General features: G+C 68.9%; 15 protein-coding genes. 11 read left to right on the forward strand and 4 right to left on the reverse strand.

Going from position 1 to position 16119, the window contains the following annotated elements:
• Window positions 1-40: 40 nt before the first annotated feature.
• From ABNF93_RS14575 to ABNF93_RS14600, 6 genes are all read left to right on the forward strand, one after another.
• Window positions 41-1039: a helix-turn-helix transcriptional regulator gene (locus tag ABNF93_RS14575; RefSeq protein ID WP_349328550.1), complete on the forward strand. Its 999-nt coding sequence runs from the start codon at window positions 41-43 to the stop codon at window positions 1037-1039.
• A 100-nt stretch (window positions 1040-1139) separates the two neighbouring features.
• Window positions 1140-1439 carry a hypothetical protein gene (locus tag ABNF93_RS14580; RefSeq protein ID WP_349328551.1) on the forward strand — a complete coding sequence of 100 codons (300 nt, stop codon included), beginning with the start codon at window positions 1140-1142 and terminating at the stop codon, window positions 1437-1439.
• A 10-nt stretch (window positions 1440-1449) separates the two neighbouring features.
• Complete coding sequence (tatA, locus tag ABNF93_RS14585; RefSeq protein WP_349328552.1) at window positions 1450-1719, forward strand: twin-arginine translocase TatA/TatE family subunit; 270 nt, start codon at window positions 1450-1452, stop codon at window positions 1717-1719.
• Window positions 1720-1774: 55 nt separating this feature from the next.
• Entirely contained in the window at window positions 1775-2650 is an 876-nt protein-coding gene (gene tatC / locus ABNF93_RS14590; RefSeq protein ID WP_349328553.1) for a twin-arginine translocase subunit TatC, read from the forward strand.
• Between the two features lie 120 nt (window positions 2651-2770).
• A complete protein-coding gene (locus ABNF93_RS14595) occupies window positions 2771-3712 on the forward strand; it encodes a diacylglycerol kinase (RefSeq protein ID WP_349328554.1) in 942 nt (313 codons plus the stop codon).
• Window positions 3713-3797: 85 nt separating this feature from the next.
• On the forward strand, window positions 3798-6539 hold the full coding sequence (locus ABNF93_RS14600) for a DEAD/DEAH box helicase (protein WP_349328555.1): 2742 nt from the start codon (window positions 3798-3800) through the stop codon (window positions 6537-6539).
• A gap of 44 nt (window positions 6540-6583) precedes the next feature.
• Here the strand turns inward: ABNF93_RS14600 and ABNF93_RS14605 are convergent, their stop codons facing one another.
• Together ABNF93_RS14605 and ABNF93_RS14610 are read right to left on the reverse strand one after the other, a co-directional pair.
• On the reverse strand, window positions 6584-7051 hold the full coding sequence (locus ABNF93_RS14605; protein WP_349328556.1) for a YbaK/EbsC family protein: 468 nt from the start codon (window positions 7049-7051) through the stop codon (window positions 6584-6586).
• Window positions 7052-7130: 79 nt separating this feature from the next.
• Complete coding sequence (locus tag ABNF93_RS14610) at window positions 7131-8048, reverse strand: 5'-3' exonuclease (RefSeq protein WP_349328768.1); 918 nt, start codon at window positions 8046-8048, stop codon at window positions 7131-7133.
• Window positions 8049-8134: 86 nt separating this feature from the next.
• On the opposite strand from ABNF93_RS14610, the gene ABNF93_RS14615 reads away from it, so the two are divergent.
• The 5 genes from ABNF93_RS14615 (at window position 8135) to ABNF93_RS14635 (ending at window position 13400) form a co-directional block, all read left to right on the forward strand.
• Window positions 8135-9259 carry a M24 family metallopeptidase gene (locus ABNF93_RS14615; protein ID WP_349328557.1) on the forward strand — a complete coding sequence of 375 codons (1125 nt, stop codon included), beginning with the start codon at window positions 8135-8137 and terminating at the stop codon, window positions 9257-9259.
• 197 nt (window positions 9260-9456) lie between these two features.
• Window positions 9457-9897 (forward strand): Lrp/AsnC family transcriptional regulator, encoded by a 441-nt coding sequence (locus ABNF93_RS14620; protein WP_349328558.1) that lies wholly within the window; start codon window positions 9457-9459, stop codon window positions 9895-9897.
• A gap of 80 nt (window positions 9898-9977) precedes the next feature.
• A complete protein-coding gene (locus tag ABNF93_RS14625) occupies window positions 9978-11135 on the forward strand; it encodes a TRM11 family SAM-dependent methyltransferase (RefSeq protein WP_349328559.1) in 1158 nt (385 codons plus the stop codon).
• A gap of 6 nt (window positions 11136-11141) precedes the next feature.
• The gene (gene ligD, locus ABNF93_RS14630) at window positions 11142-12167 is read left to right on the forward strand and encodes a non-homologous end-joining DNA ligase (protein ID WP_349328560.1); all 1026 of its coding nucleotides are present in this window, start codon (window positions 11142-11144) and stop codon (window positions 12165-12167) included.
• A 201-nt stretch (window positions 12168-12368) separates the two neighbouring features.
• The gene (locus ABNF93_RS14635; protein ID WP_349328561.1) at window positions 12369-13400 is read left to right on the forward strand and encodes a trypsin-like serine peptidase; all 1032 of its coding nucleotides are present in this window, start codon (window positions 12369-12371) and stop codon (window positions 13398-13400) included.
• 113 nt (window positions 13401-13513) lie between these two features.
• Here ABNF93_RS14635 and ABNF93_RS14640 read toward each other — a convergent pair whose 3' ends face one another.
• Both ABNF93_RS14640 and ABNF93_RS14645 read right to left on the reverse strand, forming a co-directional pair.
• Window positions 13514-13936 carry an acyl-CoA thioesterase gene (locus ABNF93_RS14640; RefSeq protein WP_349328562.1) on the reverse strand — a complete coding sequence of 141 codons (423 nt, stop codon included), beginning with the start codon at window positions 13934-13936 and terminating at the stop codon, window positions 13514-13516.
• Window positions 13937-14025: 89 nt separating this feature from the next.
• The gene (locus ABNF93_RS14645; RefSeq protein WP_349328563.1) at window positions 14026-16068 is read right to left on the reverse strand and encodes a GTP-binding protein; all 2043 of its coding nucleotides are present in this window, start codon (window positions 16066-16068) and stop codon (window positions 14026-14028) included.
• Window positions 16069-16119 lie beyond the last annotated feature (51 nt).

The raw sequence follows: 16119 nt of genomic DNA on the forward strand, positions 1-16119 counted from the left end.
CGCAGGTGCACTGCACGACCCGAGGGAACCAGGTGGTCCAGTGACGTTCGCATCCACCCGCTCGTCCGGTGGCGGAGCGAAGGAGCAGGTACGCCGGCTGCTTGCCCTGCTGCCGTATCTCCTCGCCCATCCCGGCGCCCGGGTCGCCGACGTGGCTCGCGTTTTCGGCATCACCGAGAAGCAACTCGTCGCCGACCTCGGTGTGCTGTGGTTCTGTGGGCTCCCGGGCATGATGCCGGGCGACTACATCGAGGTCGACATGGACACGGTGGAGGGAGAGGGCGTCATCCATGTGTCCAACGCCGACTTCCTCGCTCGGCCGCTGCGCCTGTCCACCGACGAGGCGCTGGGGTTGCTGGTCGCGTTGCGGGTGCTCCGCGAGACCGGCCAGGTGACCGAACGCGAGCTCATCGACCGCGTGATCACCCGACTGGAGGAAGCCGCGGGCCAGGCGACCGGTGCGGTCGACAAGGTGGCCGTACGCGTGGACACCTGGGAGGACCCGCAGGTCCGTGCCACCGTACGACAGGGCCTCGAACAGCGGCGACGCCTCCACCTGCGCTACTGGGTGCCCACCCGCGACGAGACCACGGAGCGCGACGTCGACCCGATGCGTCTTGTCCTCTCGGACGGGTGGACCTATCTCGAGGGCTGGTGTCACCGGGCCGAGGACGTCCGTCTCTTCCGGCTCGACAGGGTGGCGAGCGTGGACCTGCTCGACGCCGTGGCGGCACCCCCGCCGCAGGCCCGGCCCCGTGACCTGTCCGCCGGGCTGTTCCAACCCTCGCCCGACGATGCGCTCGCCACGATCGAGCTGGATCCGCAGGCGGCCTGGGTCTCGGAGTACTACCCGTGCGAAGAGGTGACCGAGGCCGCGGACGGTTCGCTGCGGGTCCGGTTGCGGGTGGCCGATCCGCGCTGGCTCCGCCGCCTGGCGCTGCGCCTCGGCGGCTCGGCCAGGATCGTGGAGCCGGCTGACCTGGCCGAGGCTGTCCGCGCGGACGCCGTGGAGGCTCTGGCGGCGTACGAGACGACCTGAACGGGGGACCTGGTGAGGCGCCGGAGGGGTGGAGCCGGGCGGGTATGGGACCGGCCACCGGGCGGTGCGGCGCGCCGCGCCGCCCGCTAGGGTGCAGCAGGTGAAGTGGGTGTGGCTGTTCGGGGGTATTGCCCTATTCGCTGTGATTTTCTACGCCCTGCTCGGGTTGTGGTTCTGGCGGCGGGCAAAGGCGCTGATCCTCGAGCTCGAGGAGTCCGAGCGCAAGCTGCAGGCTGCCTACCCGGCCGACGGGGAGCTCGAAGCCGACGACGAAGACGGGTCGGCGGCTGCCGCGGGCGAGGTCTCGCGCGAGCCTGCCGGGGACGGTCAGCGCAGGAGACCCGTGCCTGGACCCTCGGCGGGGAACAGGGCGTACCATCGATCGAGAACTGCCGACTGAGAGGCCCGTCATGCCAAATCTTGGACCCACCGAACTCATCATCATCGGAGTCGTCCTCGTGCTGCTCTTCGGTGCGACCCGGCTGCCGCAGACCGCCAAGGGTCTCGGCCAGGCGTTGAAGATCTTCAAGAAGGAGATCCGCGACGAGGACAAGCCGCAGGCCGACGCGCCCCCGCAGCCGATCAACCAGACCGCGAACGCGGCCAACACGACCAGCGCGAACGGTACTGGACAGACCGCCGCCCAGCCGGTCGAGGACTCCGAACGCACCACGCGGTGAAGGCGTCACCTCCACCGCATCACTCTGAGCTGCGCCGGGCCTACCTGGGGGTGTCGTGAGCCTCTCTCTCGGCCGGCTGCGGGGTTGGCGTACCCCCAAGCCGGAGTCTGACCCCGAAGGGCGGATGACGCTCGTCGAGCACCTTCGTGAGCTGCGTTCGCGCCTCATGAAGGCGGTCGGCGCGATCGTCCTCGGTGCGATCGTGGGCTGGTTCTTCTACGAAGAGCTCTTCCACCTGCTCGCGGATCCGCTCCGAGACGCAATCGACAGGATCAACGAGTCGCGCCCGGCTGGCGAGAAGATCAACGCGAGCCTCACCTTCAACGATGTCGCCGGTCCGCTCATGATGCAGCTCAAGATCTCGCTCATCGCCGGGCTGGTCGCGACGACGCCTGTCTGGCTCTATCAGATCTGGGCGTTCATCGTTCCTGGGCTGCACAGGAACGAACGCAAGTGGACCATGGTGTTCGTGGGCACGGCGGCGCCGTTGTTCATCGCCGGTATCGTGGTCGGTTATCTCGCCATGCCCAAAGGGCTGAACGTCCTGATCGATTTCACGCCTGTCGACGTGCTGAACTTGCCGACCGTGGATCGGTACCTGTCGTTCGTTATCCGGCTGTTGCTTGTCTTCGGGCTGGCGTTCGAGATCCCGATCTTCGTGGTGATGTTGAACGTTGTCGGGGTCCTCACTGTTGCCCGGCTCAGCAAGGCACGTGCGTGGATCATCTTCGGGATCTTCGTGTTCGCCGCGGTCGCGACCCCCTCGACGGACCCGATCACCATGCTTCTGCTCGCCACCCCGATGACGATCCTCTTCCTGGCCTCGGAGCTGATAGCACGCTTCATCGAGCGACGGCGACGGGCGAGGCTCATCGCGCAGGGCATCGACATCGACGCTATCGAGCGTGCGGGCCGGCTCGACGACGACTGAGCGACCCCACCAGAGGAGAACGTCGGAACGTCGGGATTGTCGTACGTCGACGACAACCATCGGGTGACGCTTGTCCGGACTGCATCACCAGCGCCCAGCCGATCACGCTACGCTCGCCGCGTGGATCGTGAGATCGTCGTTCTCGTCAACCCCACCTCCGGTCGTGGGCGCGGTGCCCGACTGGCTGACCCGGTCACCGAGCGGCTGCGTGAGGCAGGGCTCAACGCGCGGTGGGAGGCCGGCCGCGACGCCGCCGAGTCGGTTGACCTCGCCCGGCGCGCTGTCGCCCGCGGAGTCGAAGGCCTGGTGATCATCGGCGGTGACGGGATGATCCATCTCGCCCTCGACGCGGTGGCCGAGACCGACACACCACTCGCGGTGATCCCCGCCGGCACCGGCAACGACCTGGCCCGGAGCCTCGGCATTCCCGTCCGTGACCCGCTGGCGGCGGCCGACATCGTGGTGGCCGGCCACACCCGGTCCCAGGACCTCGGCCGAGTAGTGAGAGTGGATGCGGAACCGGCAGACGATGCCAGCCACCCCGCTGCCAGGCACAGTGCGTCCGGCTGGTTCGCGACGGTCCTCTGCGCGGGCTTCGACTCGCGGGTCGCCGAACGCGTCAACCGGATGACCTGGCCGCATGGGCGGCTCCGCTACGACCTCGCGACGATTGCCGAGTTGGGCGCGTTCAGGCCGCAGCACTTCGGGCTCGAGTTCGACGGCGAGGCCGAGAACATCGACGCGCTGCTTGTCGCGGCGGGAGTGACCAACTCCTACGGCGGCGGGCTCCGCATCTGTGAAGGTGCCGATCCCACCGACGGTCTCATCGACATCACCGTTGTGGGTGCGGTGCCCCGCCGCGATCTGGTGCGCGTCTTTCCCAAGCTCGCCAAGGGCACCCACGTCGGCCACCCGGCCGTGACGGTGTACCGCGCCAAGCGGTTGAGCATGGCCTCGGCGGACCTGGTGTCGTTCGCCGACGGCGAACGGATGGGGCCGCTCCCCGTGACCGTCGAGTGCGTTCCCAATGCACTGACGGTCTTCGCCCCACCGCCCCGCTGACGCGCACCGCAGCCCTCGGGTGGCCGCCCGGCGTTTCGGGGACGCCGTCGGGCCCGTCGGCGAAGGGGGCCGTAGCCTGTAGGGCATGAGCTCCCCGGCGGAGCGGTACGCCCGATTCCGCGCCGACAGCCCGCAAGTCCGGTCGTTTCGACAGCTCTACACCTTCACATTCGACCCGTTCCAGGTCACCGCATGTCAGGCGCTCGAGGCCGGCAAGGGCGTCCTCGTGGCCGCCCCTACCGGCTCGGGCAAGACGGTGGTGGGCGAGTTCGCCATTCACCTCGCCCTGGAATCCGGCCGCAAGTGCTTCTACACGACGCCGATCAAGGCGCTGTCGAACCAGAAGTACACCGAGCTGGTCAACCGGTACGGACCCGAGCGGGTGGGTCTGCTCACCGGCGACAACACGATCAACGGTGAGGCACCGGTGGTCGTCATGACGACCGAAGTGTTGCGCAACATGCTCTACGCCGGGTCGTCCACGCTCGCCGGACTGTCCTACGTCGTCATGGACGAGGTGCACTACCTCGCCGATCCCTTCCGTGGAGCCACCTGGGAAGAGGTGATCATCCACCTTCCGGAGTCGGTACAGGTCGTGTCGTTGTCCGCGACGGTCTCGAACGCCGAGGAGTTCGGCGAGTGGCTCGCCACCGTGCGCGGCGACACCGAGATCGTCGTCGAGGAACGCCGACCGGTGCCGCTGTTCCAGCACGTCATGGTCGGCCGCCGGATGTACGACCTGTTCGCCGACACCGGCAAGCCCGACGCCCGGCCGCAGGTCAATCCGCAGCTGGCCAGGGTCATCCGTGACCACTGGCGGTTCTCTCGCCGCGACGATCGCGGCCCGCGGGGACGGGGTGGTGGGCGGGGAACGCGAGGGGGCAGCCGAATCGCGTTCACCCCGACGCGCCACCAGGTCGCCGAGAACCTCGAGGCGGAGGGGCTCCTCCCGGCGATCATGTTCATCTTCAGCCGGCAGGGTTGCGACGCCGCCGTTCTGCAGTGCCTCTACGCCGGCATCCGGCTCACCACACCTGACGAGGCCGACGAGATCCGGAGCTACGTCGAAGCGCGATGCGCCGACCTTCCCCAGGAGGACCTCGCGGTCCTCGGCTACGCCGAGTGGCTCGACGGCCTCGCCCGTGGCCTCGCCGCACACCACGCCGGAATGCTGCCGACGTTCAAGGAATGTGTGGAGGTGCTGTTCGCCCGAGGGCTGGTGAAACTCGTCTTCGCCACCGAGACCCTCGCCCTCGGCATCAACATGCCCGCCAGGTCGGTCGTACTCGAACGCCTGGTCAAGTGGAACGGCCAGGGCCACGCCGACATCACGCCTGGGGAGTACACCCAGCTGACCGGGCGGGCAGGCCGTCGCGGCATCGATGTCGAAGGGCACGCCGTCGTGCTCTGGCAGCCCGACCTCGAGCCCGCGAACGTCGCCGGACTCGCGTCGACCCGTACCTATCCGCTGCGGTCGAGCTTCCGGCCGTCGTACAACATGGCGGTCAACCTCGTCCGGCAGGTCGGCCGGGAGCGTGCCCGGGAGCTGCTCGAGTCGTCGTTCGCACAGTTCCAGGCCGACCGTGCAGTCGTCGGGCTCGCCCGCCAGGTACGCCGCAACGAGGAGGCGCTCGACGGCTATCGCGAGGCGATGCAGTGCGATCAGGGCGACTTCATGGAGTACGCCGCGATCCGCAGGGCGATCAAGGACCGGGAGAACTCGCTTGCCCGCCGGCGCAAGGCCGACCAGCGTGCGGAGGTGGTGGACTCGCTCGGCCGACTTCGCCCCGGCGACATCATCTCGGTCCCGGCCGGCCGACGCGCTGGGGTGGCCGTCGTCCTCGATCCCGGGCACGCCGCCGGTGGTGACGGTCCACGGCCCACCGTTCTGACCGCAGATCGGAGGGTTCGGCGGCTCTCACTCGTCGACTTCCCACTGCCGGTGGAGTCGCTCACCCGGATGCGGGTGCCCCGTTCGTTCAATCCTCGCAACGCCCAGCACAGGCGTGACCTGGCCTCCACGTTGCGGCAGAAGGCTCCGGACGAGGTGGGCGTCGCTCGCCGTACCGGGTCTCCGGCCGACGACGACTCAACGCTGCATCAGCTGCGAAGGTCGATGAGGGCCCACCCCTGCCACGGCTGCGCCGACCGCGAAGACCACGCCCGCTGGGCGGAGCGGTTCATCCGCCTCGAACGCGAGACCGAGAGTCTGAAGCGCCGGGTCGAACAGCGGTCCAACACGATCGCGCGCCAGTTCGACCGGGTCTGCGAGGTCCTGGACGAGCTGTCCTACCTCGAGGACGACCGCACCACGCCGGCCGGCGACCGGTTGGCCCGGATCTACAGCGAGCTCGACCTCGTGGCCGCCGAGTGCCTACGCCTGGGAACCTGGGACGATCTGAACCCCGCCGAGCTGGCGGCGTGCCTCTCGGCCCTGGTCTACGAATCGCGGTCCCCGGACGACGTCGGCCCGCCCAAGCTGCCCGGTGGTACGGCTCGGGAGGCGCTGGGCACCCTCGTTCGTATCTGGGGCGACCTCGATGCCCTCGAGTCCGACTTCCGGCTGGACTTCCTGCGTGAACCCGACCTGGGCTTCGCCTGGGCGGCCTACCGGTGGGCCTCCGGTGCGTCGCTCACCGACGTCCTGGACGAGTCCGGCCTGGCAGCTGGCGACTTCGTCCGCTGGGTCAAGCAGATCCTCGACCTCGCCGACCAGATCGCCGACGCTGCGGGGGAGGGTCCGCTGCGTCAGACCGCCCGCGCCAGTGTCGGCGCACTCCGCAGGGGGGTTGTGGCGTACGCGTCGGTCGGCTCCGACTCACCCTGAGGTCGCATTCGCCCTGGGAGTGGCTGGGCGGGTGACGTGCGGAGCTACGGACAGACCTCCGTGGCTTGCCCGCCGGTCAGCCGTAGGAGCTCGTCGAAGCTGGTGGGGAACATGCTCAGGTGGTCGCCGGCGCCCGCCCAGACGACGTCGTACTTCCCGAGCCAGACGTCGACCAACGTGCGGATGGGGGCGGGGTGGCCCACCGGTGCCACGCCGCCCACGCGCTGTCCTGTCGCCGCGAGGACGAACTCGGGCGTCGCCCGGCTGATCTTCGGGACGTCGAGCGACCGGGCCAGCCACTTCGTGTCGACGCGATGAGCGCCACTGGTCAACACCAGCAGGGGTTCGTCACCAGCCGCGAATACCAGGCTGTTGGCGATCGCGCCGACCTCGCAGCCGAGCAGGGCGGCAGCGGCGGCCGCGGTGGGGACCTCCTGGGAGAACGTGTGTACGCGACCCGCCGCACCCAGCTCTCGCAGGGCGGTGGCGACGCGGTCGGATTCTGCACTCATGTCCGCAACCTAGCGTCAGCAGGCGCCGTCCGGCACGCCAGTTTCAGGGGGCCCACCAGGCCACCCGGGTGCTGCTCGTTCAGCTGGCCGACTGGGCGAGCGCCGTCACCACTCGCTCCGCCGACGAGCCAAGTCCCCATCGCTCGCGGAGGTCGGCCCACGCGGCCGGGTCGACCGGCTCGGAGGGGAGCACCGGGTCGGGGAAGTCCGGCATGGCGGCGTCGGGAGCGACCACGACCACCTTGCGAGCAGCCTCGAGATAGCCAGCCGCCTCCCGGATCTTCAGGCGTACACCTGGCGCCATCGGACCTGAGTCGTCAGCCGCCGCGACGATGATCGCGTCGAGGTCGCCGTAGCCCTTGACCAGGGACGCCGCGGTCTTGTCGCCCACGCCGGGAAGTCCCGGCAGCCCGTCGGACGGGTCGCCGCGCAGGACCGCGAAGTCGGCGTACAACCGGCCCGGAATGCCGTATTTCTTCTCCACCCACGCCTCGTCGACGAGCTCCAGTCTGCTCATGCCGCGTGCGGTGTAGAGGACGCGCACCCCACGCGCATCGTCGACGAGTTGGAACAGGTCGCGGTCGCCGGTCACGACGTCGACCGGCATCCGCGCCCGGGCGACCAGCGTTCCGATCACGTCGTCGGCCTCGCACTCGGGCGCACCGACGACGGCGATCCCGAGCGCCGCGAGGACCTCGCGGATGATCGGCACCTGTGTCTCCAGGGCGTCGGGTGCCTCCTCGACGTCAGGCCCGCCGGGCACGATCTCCGCGACCCGGTGGGACTTGTACGTCGGCACCAGATCGACCCGCCAGGCTGGGCGCCAGTCGTCGTCCCAGCAGGCGACGAGGTGGGTGGGACGGTGGTCGCCGACCAGCCTGGTGATGAAGTCGAGCAGGCCGCGGACGGCGTTGACCGGTGTGCCGTCGGGTGCCCGCACCGAGTCGGGTACGCCGAAGAACGCGCGGAAATACAGCGCAGCCGTGTCGAGCAACATCAGGCGAGCCGAGCCGGAACCGGAGGTACGGGAGTTCGTCACGTGTCAGATCGTGGCACGACCCGCCGACGTTCTACAGTGACGGGGTGACTGTGACTCCACCTGCAGCCGACCTCGAAGCCCGGCTCTCCCGCGCCCGCGGCGCGGCCGCGTCGGCCGGTGTCGACGCGCTCCTCATCTCACCGGGCCCGGATCTGCGCTACCTGACCGGCTACGACGCGAAGGCTCTCGAGCGGCTCACCTGCCTTGTCCTGCCCGTCGAAGGCACGCCCACGCTCGTCGTCCCTGCCCTCGAACACCCGGCGGCCGAGGCCTCGAGCGCCTCTGATCTCGGCCTCGACCTCGTGCCGTGGCAGGAGACCGAGGATGCCTACGCCCTGGTGGCCAAGCTGCTGCCGGGCGTCAACCGGGTCGCCGTGGATGACCACATGTGGGCTGAGAAGGTACTTGCGTTCCGGGTCGCGCTCCCTGGAGCCGAACAGTCGCTCGCCGGCGAGATCCTGCGCGAGCTGCGGATGCGCAAATCGGCTGCAGAGGTCGAGGCGCTGCGAGCGGCCGGTGCCGCGATCGACCGGGTCCACGCCCGGATCGCGGAGTGGCTGCGCCCTGGACGTACCGAAAGCCAGGTCGGCCGCGACATCTATGACGCGATCCTCGCCGAGGGCCACGTCCAGGTCGACTTCGTCATCGTCGGCAGTGGGCCCAACAGCGCATCACCACACCACGAGCTCTCCGACCGGGTGATCGAGCGTGGCGACCCCGTGGTGGTCGACATCGGTGGGACCACGCAGGCCGGTTACTGCTCTGACGAGACGCGCACCTACATCGCCGGAGGAGAGGCGCCCGAGGAGTTCCGGGACTACTACGACGTCCTGCAACGTGCCCAGGCAGCTGCGTGCGCCCACGTCCGGCCCGGTGTCACCGCCGAGTCTGTCGACGTCGTGGCGCGCGACATCATCACAGCGGCCGGCTACGGTCCTGCGTTCATCCATCGGACGGGGCATGGCATCGGGATGCAGGGCCACGAGGACCCCTACATCGTTGCCGGCAACACGGTCGTCCTGGAGCCGGGGATGGCGTTTTCGGTGGAGCCGGGGATCTACCTCGAGCGGCGGCACGGTGCGCGGATCGAGGACATCGTGGTGGTGACGGACGACGGGTACGACTCGCTCAACCTGCGTCCCCGCGAGCTCGAGGTCATCGACACCTGAACGTACCCGCCGAACCGTGTGGTGCCTCTTCGGTGGTGAATACCTGCGACGCCACAGGGGCCGACGTGCCGCCGAGCGCCCCGCCTTCATGATCATGAAGGGAAAGCGGTTGATACGCCGACAAATCCTCCGTGATCACGATCATGATCACGGGCGGGCTACAGGGTGGGGGTTCCTGGCGCGGTACGGTGTGCGGCGTGGAGCAGATCGATCAGCAGATCGTCCGGCTGCTCGCCTCCCATGGCCGGATGTCTTACACCGACCTGGGCAAGGTGACGGGCCTGTCCACCTCCGCCGTCCACCAGCGCGTACGCCGGCTGGAGCAGCGGGGCGTCATCAAGGGGTACGCGGCCGTCGTCGACTACGAAGCCCTGGGTCTGCCGCTCACGGCGTTCATCTCGATCCGGCCGATCGACCCGAGCCAGCCCGACGATTCACCGGACCTCCTGATCGACGTGCCAGAGATCGAAGACTGCCATTCGGTCGCTGGCGACGAGAACTACATGCTCAAGGTGCGCGTCGCGAGCCCAAGCGCGCTCGAAGAGCTCCTCGCGAGGATTCGCGCCAAGGCCAACGTCTCCACCCGGTCGATCGTCGTCCTGTCGACGCCGTACGAACAGCGACCGCCTGCCGTCTGAGGCTGATCCGGGACCCACACGCCGGTACGCCTGCACACCCGCACGGCCGGCGTACGGACGTCCTCTAGGCTGGCGACGCTATGGCGCATCGACCGGCACCCCCAGCCAACCGGGCCGAGCGGGCGGGCCGGGTTTCCCGCAGGACGGCCGACTCGACGCGGCGGATGTTCGTACTCGCGGTTCCCGGCCTCGCGCCACTCGTCAGGCGCGAACTCGCCGGGCTGACCGGCGTACGCGTCACCGACGTCGGCAACGACGGACGCTCCGATGTCCTGCTCTGCGAGGTCGCGCCCGGAGCGGAACGGCGCCTGCTTCGCCTGGCGAGCGTGGAGGACGTGTTCGCCGAGTTCGGGCGGACGTTGCGTTCGGAGGGGGATCGACCGCCCTGGATCGCGCGGCGGCTACTTCATACATCCCGGCTCGACAACGGTGTCCAGCTCTGGCGTAGCCAGGGGGAGGCACGTTCGACGCGTGGGAAGGGCCAACGCGGCCCGCTGACCTATCGGGTCGTGGTCCGCGTCCTCGAGGAGCGCACGTGGCAGCGCACCCAGCTGCGCCGGGCACTCAGCGATGCAGTCGCCGCGGCCGAACCCCGATGGCGCACCGCCGATCCGGCCCAGGTGGAGCTGTGGACCGTGGAGTACACCCGCGGACGCTTCGTCGCCGGGGTACGCCTCACGACCGCCCAGCTTCGCCAGCACGGCGGACGGGCCACCGAGCGGACGGGTGCCCTGCGTCCCACGGTCGCCGCGGCGATGGTCGGGCTCGCCGGCACGCCACCGGAAACCGCCGGACAGGGCACGTTGCTCGACCCGTGCTGTGGCTCCGGCACGATCCTCGCCGAGGCGAAGGCGGCCGGATGGAGCGTGCAGGGCCGCGACATCGACCCCAGTGCCGCCTCGGCGACCCGCCGCAACGTCCGTGACGACCGCGACGGGCGGGCGGTGGTCGTGGCTGACGGAGACGCCAGGGAGCTGGACCTCGACGACGCGGCGGTCGACGGGTGCGTGTCGAACCTTCCGTTCGGGCGGCAGTACACCGTGCAGGGCGAGCCACGGGCATGGCTGCGCGACGTCCTCACCGAGATGGCCCGGGTCACCCGTGCCGGCGGGCGGATCGTCCTGCTGGCGCCGGACATCCCGAAGGCGAGCGTGCCGTCCGCGCTGCGGTTCCGCGACCGGTACGACCTCAGGCTGCTCGGTGCGCGGACGGCCATCTGGGTCTACGACCGGCGGTGACCTCAGGTGACCGCCGCCGAGGTTCTGGGGTTGCCCTACATCGCCCCCATGCTGGCCACACCGGGCACGATGCCACCACCGGCCGACCAGGAGCGTTGGGCGTTCGAGATGAAATGGGACGGCGTACGCACGGTTGCCTACGCCGCCCGTGACCAGGTGGTCCTGCTCGGGCGCTCGGGGCGCGACTTCACCTCCACCTACCCCGAACTCTCCGGGGTCACCATGGACGAGGTAGCGGGCGCGGAGGGCCTGGTCGTCGACGGCGAGGTCGTCGCGTTCGACGACCAGGGCAGGCCGAGCTTCGAACGGCTGCAGTCGCGCATGCACGGCCCGCCGCGCGGGCGGTCACGACAGTCCGGCCGGACGAGACAGGCCGGCCCGACGAGACAGGCCGGGACCGCGCCGGTCTGCTACCTCGTCTTCGACCTGCTCTACCTCCGAGGGCGTTCGCTCGTCGGCGAGCCGTACCACGTGCGCAGGGCACTCCTGCGCGACCTCGCCCTTCCCGCACCTGCCTGGCAGGTGCCGCCGGCGTTCGAGGGGATGGGTGCGGCAGCACTGGAGACGAGTCGCCGGCAGCAGCTGGAGGGGATCGTCGCGAAACGCCTCGACTGGGCGTACGAACCGGGACGTCGCAGCCCCGCGTGGATCAAGATCAAGCACGTACGCACCCAGGACGTCGTGATCGGCGGCTGGCGGATCGGAGCGGGATCCCGGGCCGGCACCTTCGCGTCCCTGCTGTGCGGGGTCTACGAGGGCGACCGCCTGGTCTATGCCGGTCGGGTGGGTACCGGGTTCACGCAGGCGCGCCTGAAGGCGCTCACGGAACGCCTTGCCCCGTTGGCGCGCGACGCTTCACCGTTCGACGAGTCCGTGCCGGCCGCCGATGCCAGGGACGCGCGGTGGGTCGAGCCGGTGCTGGTCGGCGAGGTGGCGTTCGCACAGTGGACCCGCGACGGCCGGCTCTGGCATCCCTCCTGGCGTGGGCTCCGCGACGACCGGGATCCCCGGGACGTCGTGCGGGAGTCCTGACCTCTCGGTCGCCCCGGCACTGGTGCCGTCGCGCGATTCACCGACCACAACGTGCCAAGGCCTGGCACCCGTTCTCGCCGGAGTCGTAACTTTTGTCCTAACCCTGGCAATCGTCACGTCCCTGACATCTGGGGCAGATACTTTCGTTTGGCACGGGGCACCCGAAGATCCCGACGGTTCATGCCAGAAGCGAGGCCCATCATGCGACTTCGTCGATCTCGATCAACGATCGTCCTCAGTCTCACCAGCCTGCTCGCGGCGACGCTCGTCGGCGTGGGCCTGTTGGTGCCAGCGGCAGCCGCCTCAGGCGTCGCCTCGCAGCAGTTCCAGGCGACGGACTCCGACCAGGTGGCGGTCCACCGGGTCGCCGCCTCGGCGCGGCAGGACGCCCAGGCGTCCTGGAGCGAACAGCGGATGCGCTCGGCGACACCCATGCGCCGACTACTCGACCGGACCACGGCGCTTGCGTCACCGGTGAGCACTGTCAAGCGCGGGTTGCCAGCACTCATCCAGCCCACCAGGCAAGCAGTGTCCGACCTGATCCCGTTGGCGCTTCCGGAGACCGGTGGCGCGTGGTCGGGCGGCGGCGCTGTCACCAAGACCGCGGGCCGGGTGTTCTTCAACTTCAACGGCGCTGACGCCTCGTGCTCCGGCGACGCAGTCACGAGCGGGAACAGGAGCGTTGTCATCACCGCCGGCCACTGCGTGAAGTACGAAGGGACCTGGCACACCTCCTGGGTCTTCGTACCCGGCTACGACGACGGCGACCGCCCGCACGGGACATGGACGGCCAACACGACGCTGACCACACCGCAGTGGGAGGCGAGTGAGGACCTGAGCTATGACGTGGGTGCCGCTGTCGTCGACCCGTTGAACGGCCAGCGTCTCACCGATGCCGTGGGCGGCCAGGGCATCGCGTTCAACCAGGACCGCGGTCAGACGATGTACAGCTTCGGCTACCCGGCCGCCGATCCGTACGACGGCGAGAGCCTCATCTACTGCAGCGGCACCACGTTCGACGACCCGCTCTTCAGTACCGACCACGGTCTCAACTGCGACATGACCGGGGGCTCGAGCGGAGGACCGTGGTTCCTGCGGTTCGACGAGGCATCCGGTGCCGGGGTGCAGAACTCCGTCAACAGTTTCGGTTACGTCTTCCTGCCGGACGTGATGTTCGGGCCCTACTTCGGTAGCGAGGCGCAGGCGCTCTACAACGCGGCCGCCGCCCGGTGAGGGTGGGGCTCGCAGCGATCTGAGGGTGTCGTGGTCTGCGGACCACGACACCCTTCGATGCTCCCGGCGGTGCTGGCCGCCTCAGTCGGTAACGGCTGGCGATGCGGGGCCGGTCAGCCGTCGATCGGGTCCGGGTTGTCGGCCAGCGCGCTCAACCGCGCCCTCGGGTCGGGGACCAACCGCCGCTCCGCCAGGTCGAGCAGGCCGCACACCGCCGTCAGCTCGGCCGCCAGCGTGCCATCGCTCAGGACGAACCGCTGAACGAGCCGGAACGACTTTCCCGCTCCCCACTCGAACGCACACGTCACGTCCACCAGGTCTCCACCACGCAACTCGCGCAGGAACCGGATCGTGGTTTCCATCGTGACCGGACCGACTCCGGTTGCCAGCAGCTTGTCCTGCTGAATCCCCATCGAACGCAGGAACTCCCAGCGGGCATGCTCGGCGTAGTGGAGATACTCGGCCTGGTTCAGATGTCCCTGGGTGTCCAGCTCGTACCCTCGGACGGTGATGGGCACCGCAAACGCCTCCGTCATGCCCTTCATCATGCCGCTCGTGCTGATGACGAACACCTCTCAGCCCTGGACTCTGTGCTCCACTGACGGCCGGCCGTTGGAGGCCTCGCTCATCGCCCGATGTTCTGCAGGTACTCCTTGCGGTTGAGCGGATTGTGGTCGGTCCGAGGGCGGGCCGGCACAGGCCCCCGGATGGGTTCGTACCGATCGAAGGAGCACTCGAGGACGCCCTCACCACGGGTGAGAGCCGGCAACCGCTGCTGCAGCTCATGTACCTGGGCCGCCGGGATCTCACCCTCCAGCACTGATGCGGAGCCCCGCGTCGAGGGCGAGTGTGGCACGGCACGCATCCTCGCGAGGTTGGGCAGGATCGATCCGAGCGCGTCGGCGGGAAACTCGAGGCGAAAGTGGTGCATCGGTTCGAACACCTGTGTTCCAGCCTGCTGCAGCGCGCTCATCAGAACCAGTGGGGTCAGCCGGCGGAAGTCGCCGGCAGAACTCGACGCCTTGCTCCAGCCGTACGGCGGCGGTGGCGTGTAGCCGGAGTGCGTGATGGTGACCGTGCAGTCCGTGACCTGCCAACCGTGGACTCCCTGCAGCAGCGTCTCGCGCACGGTCTCCTCGACCGCTCGCAGGAACGAGAACGGCAGGGAACCGAGCTCGATCCCCAGCCGGAACTCCACGCCGGCGCCGACCGGCGCCGGCTCGACCCGCAACCCGACAGTGGCGCGGAACGGGTTGGTCTCCTGGCCCATGAACTCAGCGGCGGCACCGGTGCCGACGGGGCGTTCGATGCAGATCGTGGTGGTCTCACGGAAGGTGACGTCGACACCGTAGTCACCCGCCAGTGTGGCCTGGATGACCTCCTTCTGCACTTCGCCATAGAGCGAGACATGGATCTCCTGGCGGATGTCGTCCTGTCGCAGGTTGATCAACGGATCCTGCTCGGCCAGTTCGGTGAGTGCGGCATGCAAGGCGCCCTTGTCAGCAGGTCGGGACGCCGACACCACCGATTCCAACGTAGGCGGCGAGAAGTAGCCCCCGCCGTTCGCGGAACGACGGCCGACGGCGGTCTCGGTCGCCTCCGGGGTCGGCTCCGAGGTGGCTTTCGAGGTCGGGTCCGAGGCTGCGGACGAGGAGCCCACGTCGTCACCGATCCGGACCTCGGCAAGGCCCCAGAGCTTGGCGATCTGCCCGGCGGCCACCGAACTCCGCGAGGTGGCCGCGCCGCGCTCGAAAACGCTGATTCGGGTGACCTTTCCCTTGCGATCATCGCCGAAGTGCAGCCGATCGCGGGTACGCAGAGTTCCTGCGAACATGCGTACGTAGGCGATCTTCTCCCCGGCGGGACCGCGTTCGACCTTGAATACGGTGCCGGAAGCGGGCCCGTCAGCCCCACAGTCGGACGCGGGCAGCAACTCGGTCAGGCCCGAGATCAGCGGGTCCATACCGGCGCCGGTGATCGCCGAGCCGAAGTAGACCGGATGCACCAGGCATCGGCTCGTCTGCGCCGCAAGCTCCCGACGAAGGTGGAAGTACGACACGGCCGACTCGTCGGCCACGTAGGCGGCCAGGAAGGCGTCGTCATGGTCGGCGAGCAGCTCGACCAACCCCTCGGTGAAGACCTGATCCGTCGACCCGTACGCCGTGAAACGGCCGGAACGTGTGCCGAGGTCGTCGGCCGAACCCATCGCGATGATCGACGGCGTGAGCTTTGCCGCGATGTCCTTCAGCACCCCTTCGTACCTGGCGCCGTCGCGGTCGATCTTGTTGACGAAGATGAGGGTCGGGATATGCAGCCGCTGAAGAGTCCGCATCAAGACGCGGGTCTGCGCCTGCACCCCCTCGACGGCAGAGATCACCAGTACGGCGCCGTCGAGCGCGCACAGGACCCGTTCCACCTCGGCGATGAAGTCCGGGTGTCCGGGCGTGTCGATCAGGTTGACCGTGACGTCACCGATGACGAACGACACCACCGCGGACTTGATGGTGATGCCGCGCTGGCGTTCCAGTGCCAGGGAGTCGGTTTGCGTACTGCCGTCGTCGACTCGACCGACCTCGTCGATGACACCAGCGGCGAAGAGCAACCGCTCTGTCAGGCTGGTCTTACCGGCGTCAACATGCGCCAGGATCCCCAAGTTCAACGTGCTCACGACGCGTCATGTCCTCGAGATAGGTGACAGAACCCTTCTGGATGGACACAG

It is taken from the genome of Actinopolymorpha sp. B9G3 (genome assembly GCF_040120725.1).
Lineage (GTDB): Bacteria > Actinomycetota > Actinomycetes > Propionibacteriales > Actinopolymorphaceae > Thermasporomyces.

Excerpts from the sequence above, each read along its gene's own strand:
- ABNF93_RS14640 (WP_349328562.1), bottom strand. The coding sequence starts at position 13,936 with ATGACGGAGGCGTTTGCGGTGCCCATCACCGTCCGAGGGTACGAGCTG.
- ABNF93_RS14600 (WP_349328555.1), top strand. The coding sequence starts at position 3,798 with ATGAGCTCCCCGGCGGAGCGGTACGCCCGATTCCGCGCCGACAGCCCG.
- ABNF93_RS14610 (WP_349328768.1), bottom strand. The coding sequence starts at position 8,048 with ATGTTGCTCGACACGGCTGCGCTGTATTTCCGCGCGTTCTTCGGCGTA.
- ABNF93_RS14625 (WP_349328559.1), top strand. The coding sequence starts at position 9,978 with ATGGCGCATCGACCGGCACCCCCAGCCAACCGGGCCGAGCGGGCGGGC.
- ABNF93_RS14605 (WP_349328556.1), bottom strand. The coding sequence starts at position 7,051 with ATGAGTGCAGAATCCGACCGCGTCGCCACCGCCCTGCGAGAGCTGGGT.
- tatA (WP_349328552.1), top strand. The coding sequence starts at position 1,450 with ATGCCAAATCTTGGACCCACCGAACTCATCATCATCGGAGTCGTCCTC.
- ABNF93_RS14635 (WP_349328561.1), top strand. The coding sequence starts at position 12,369 with ATGCGACTTCGTCGATCTCGATCAACGATCGTCCTCAGTCTCACCAGC.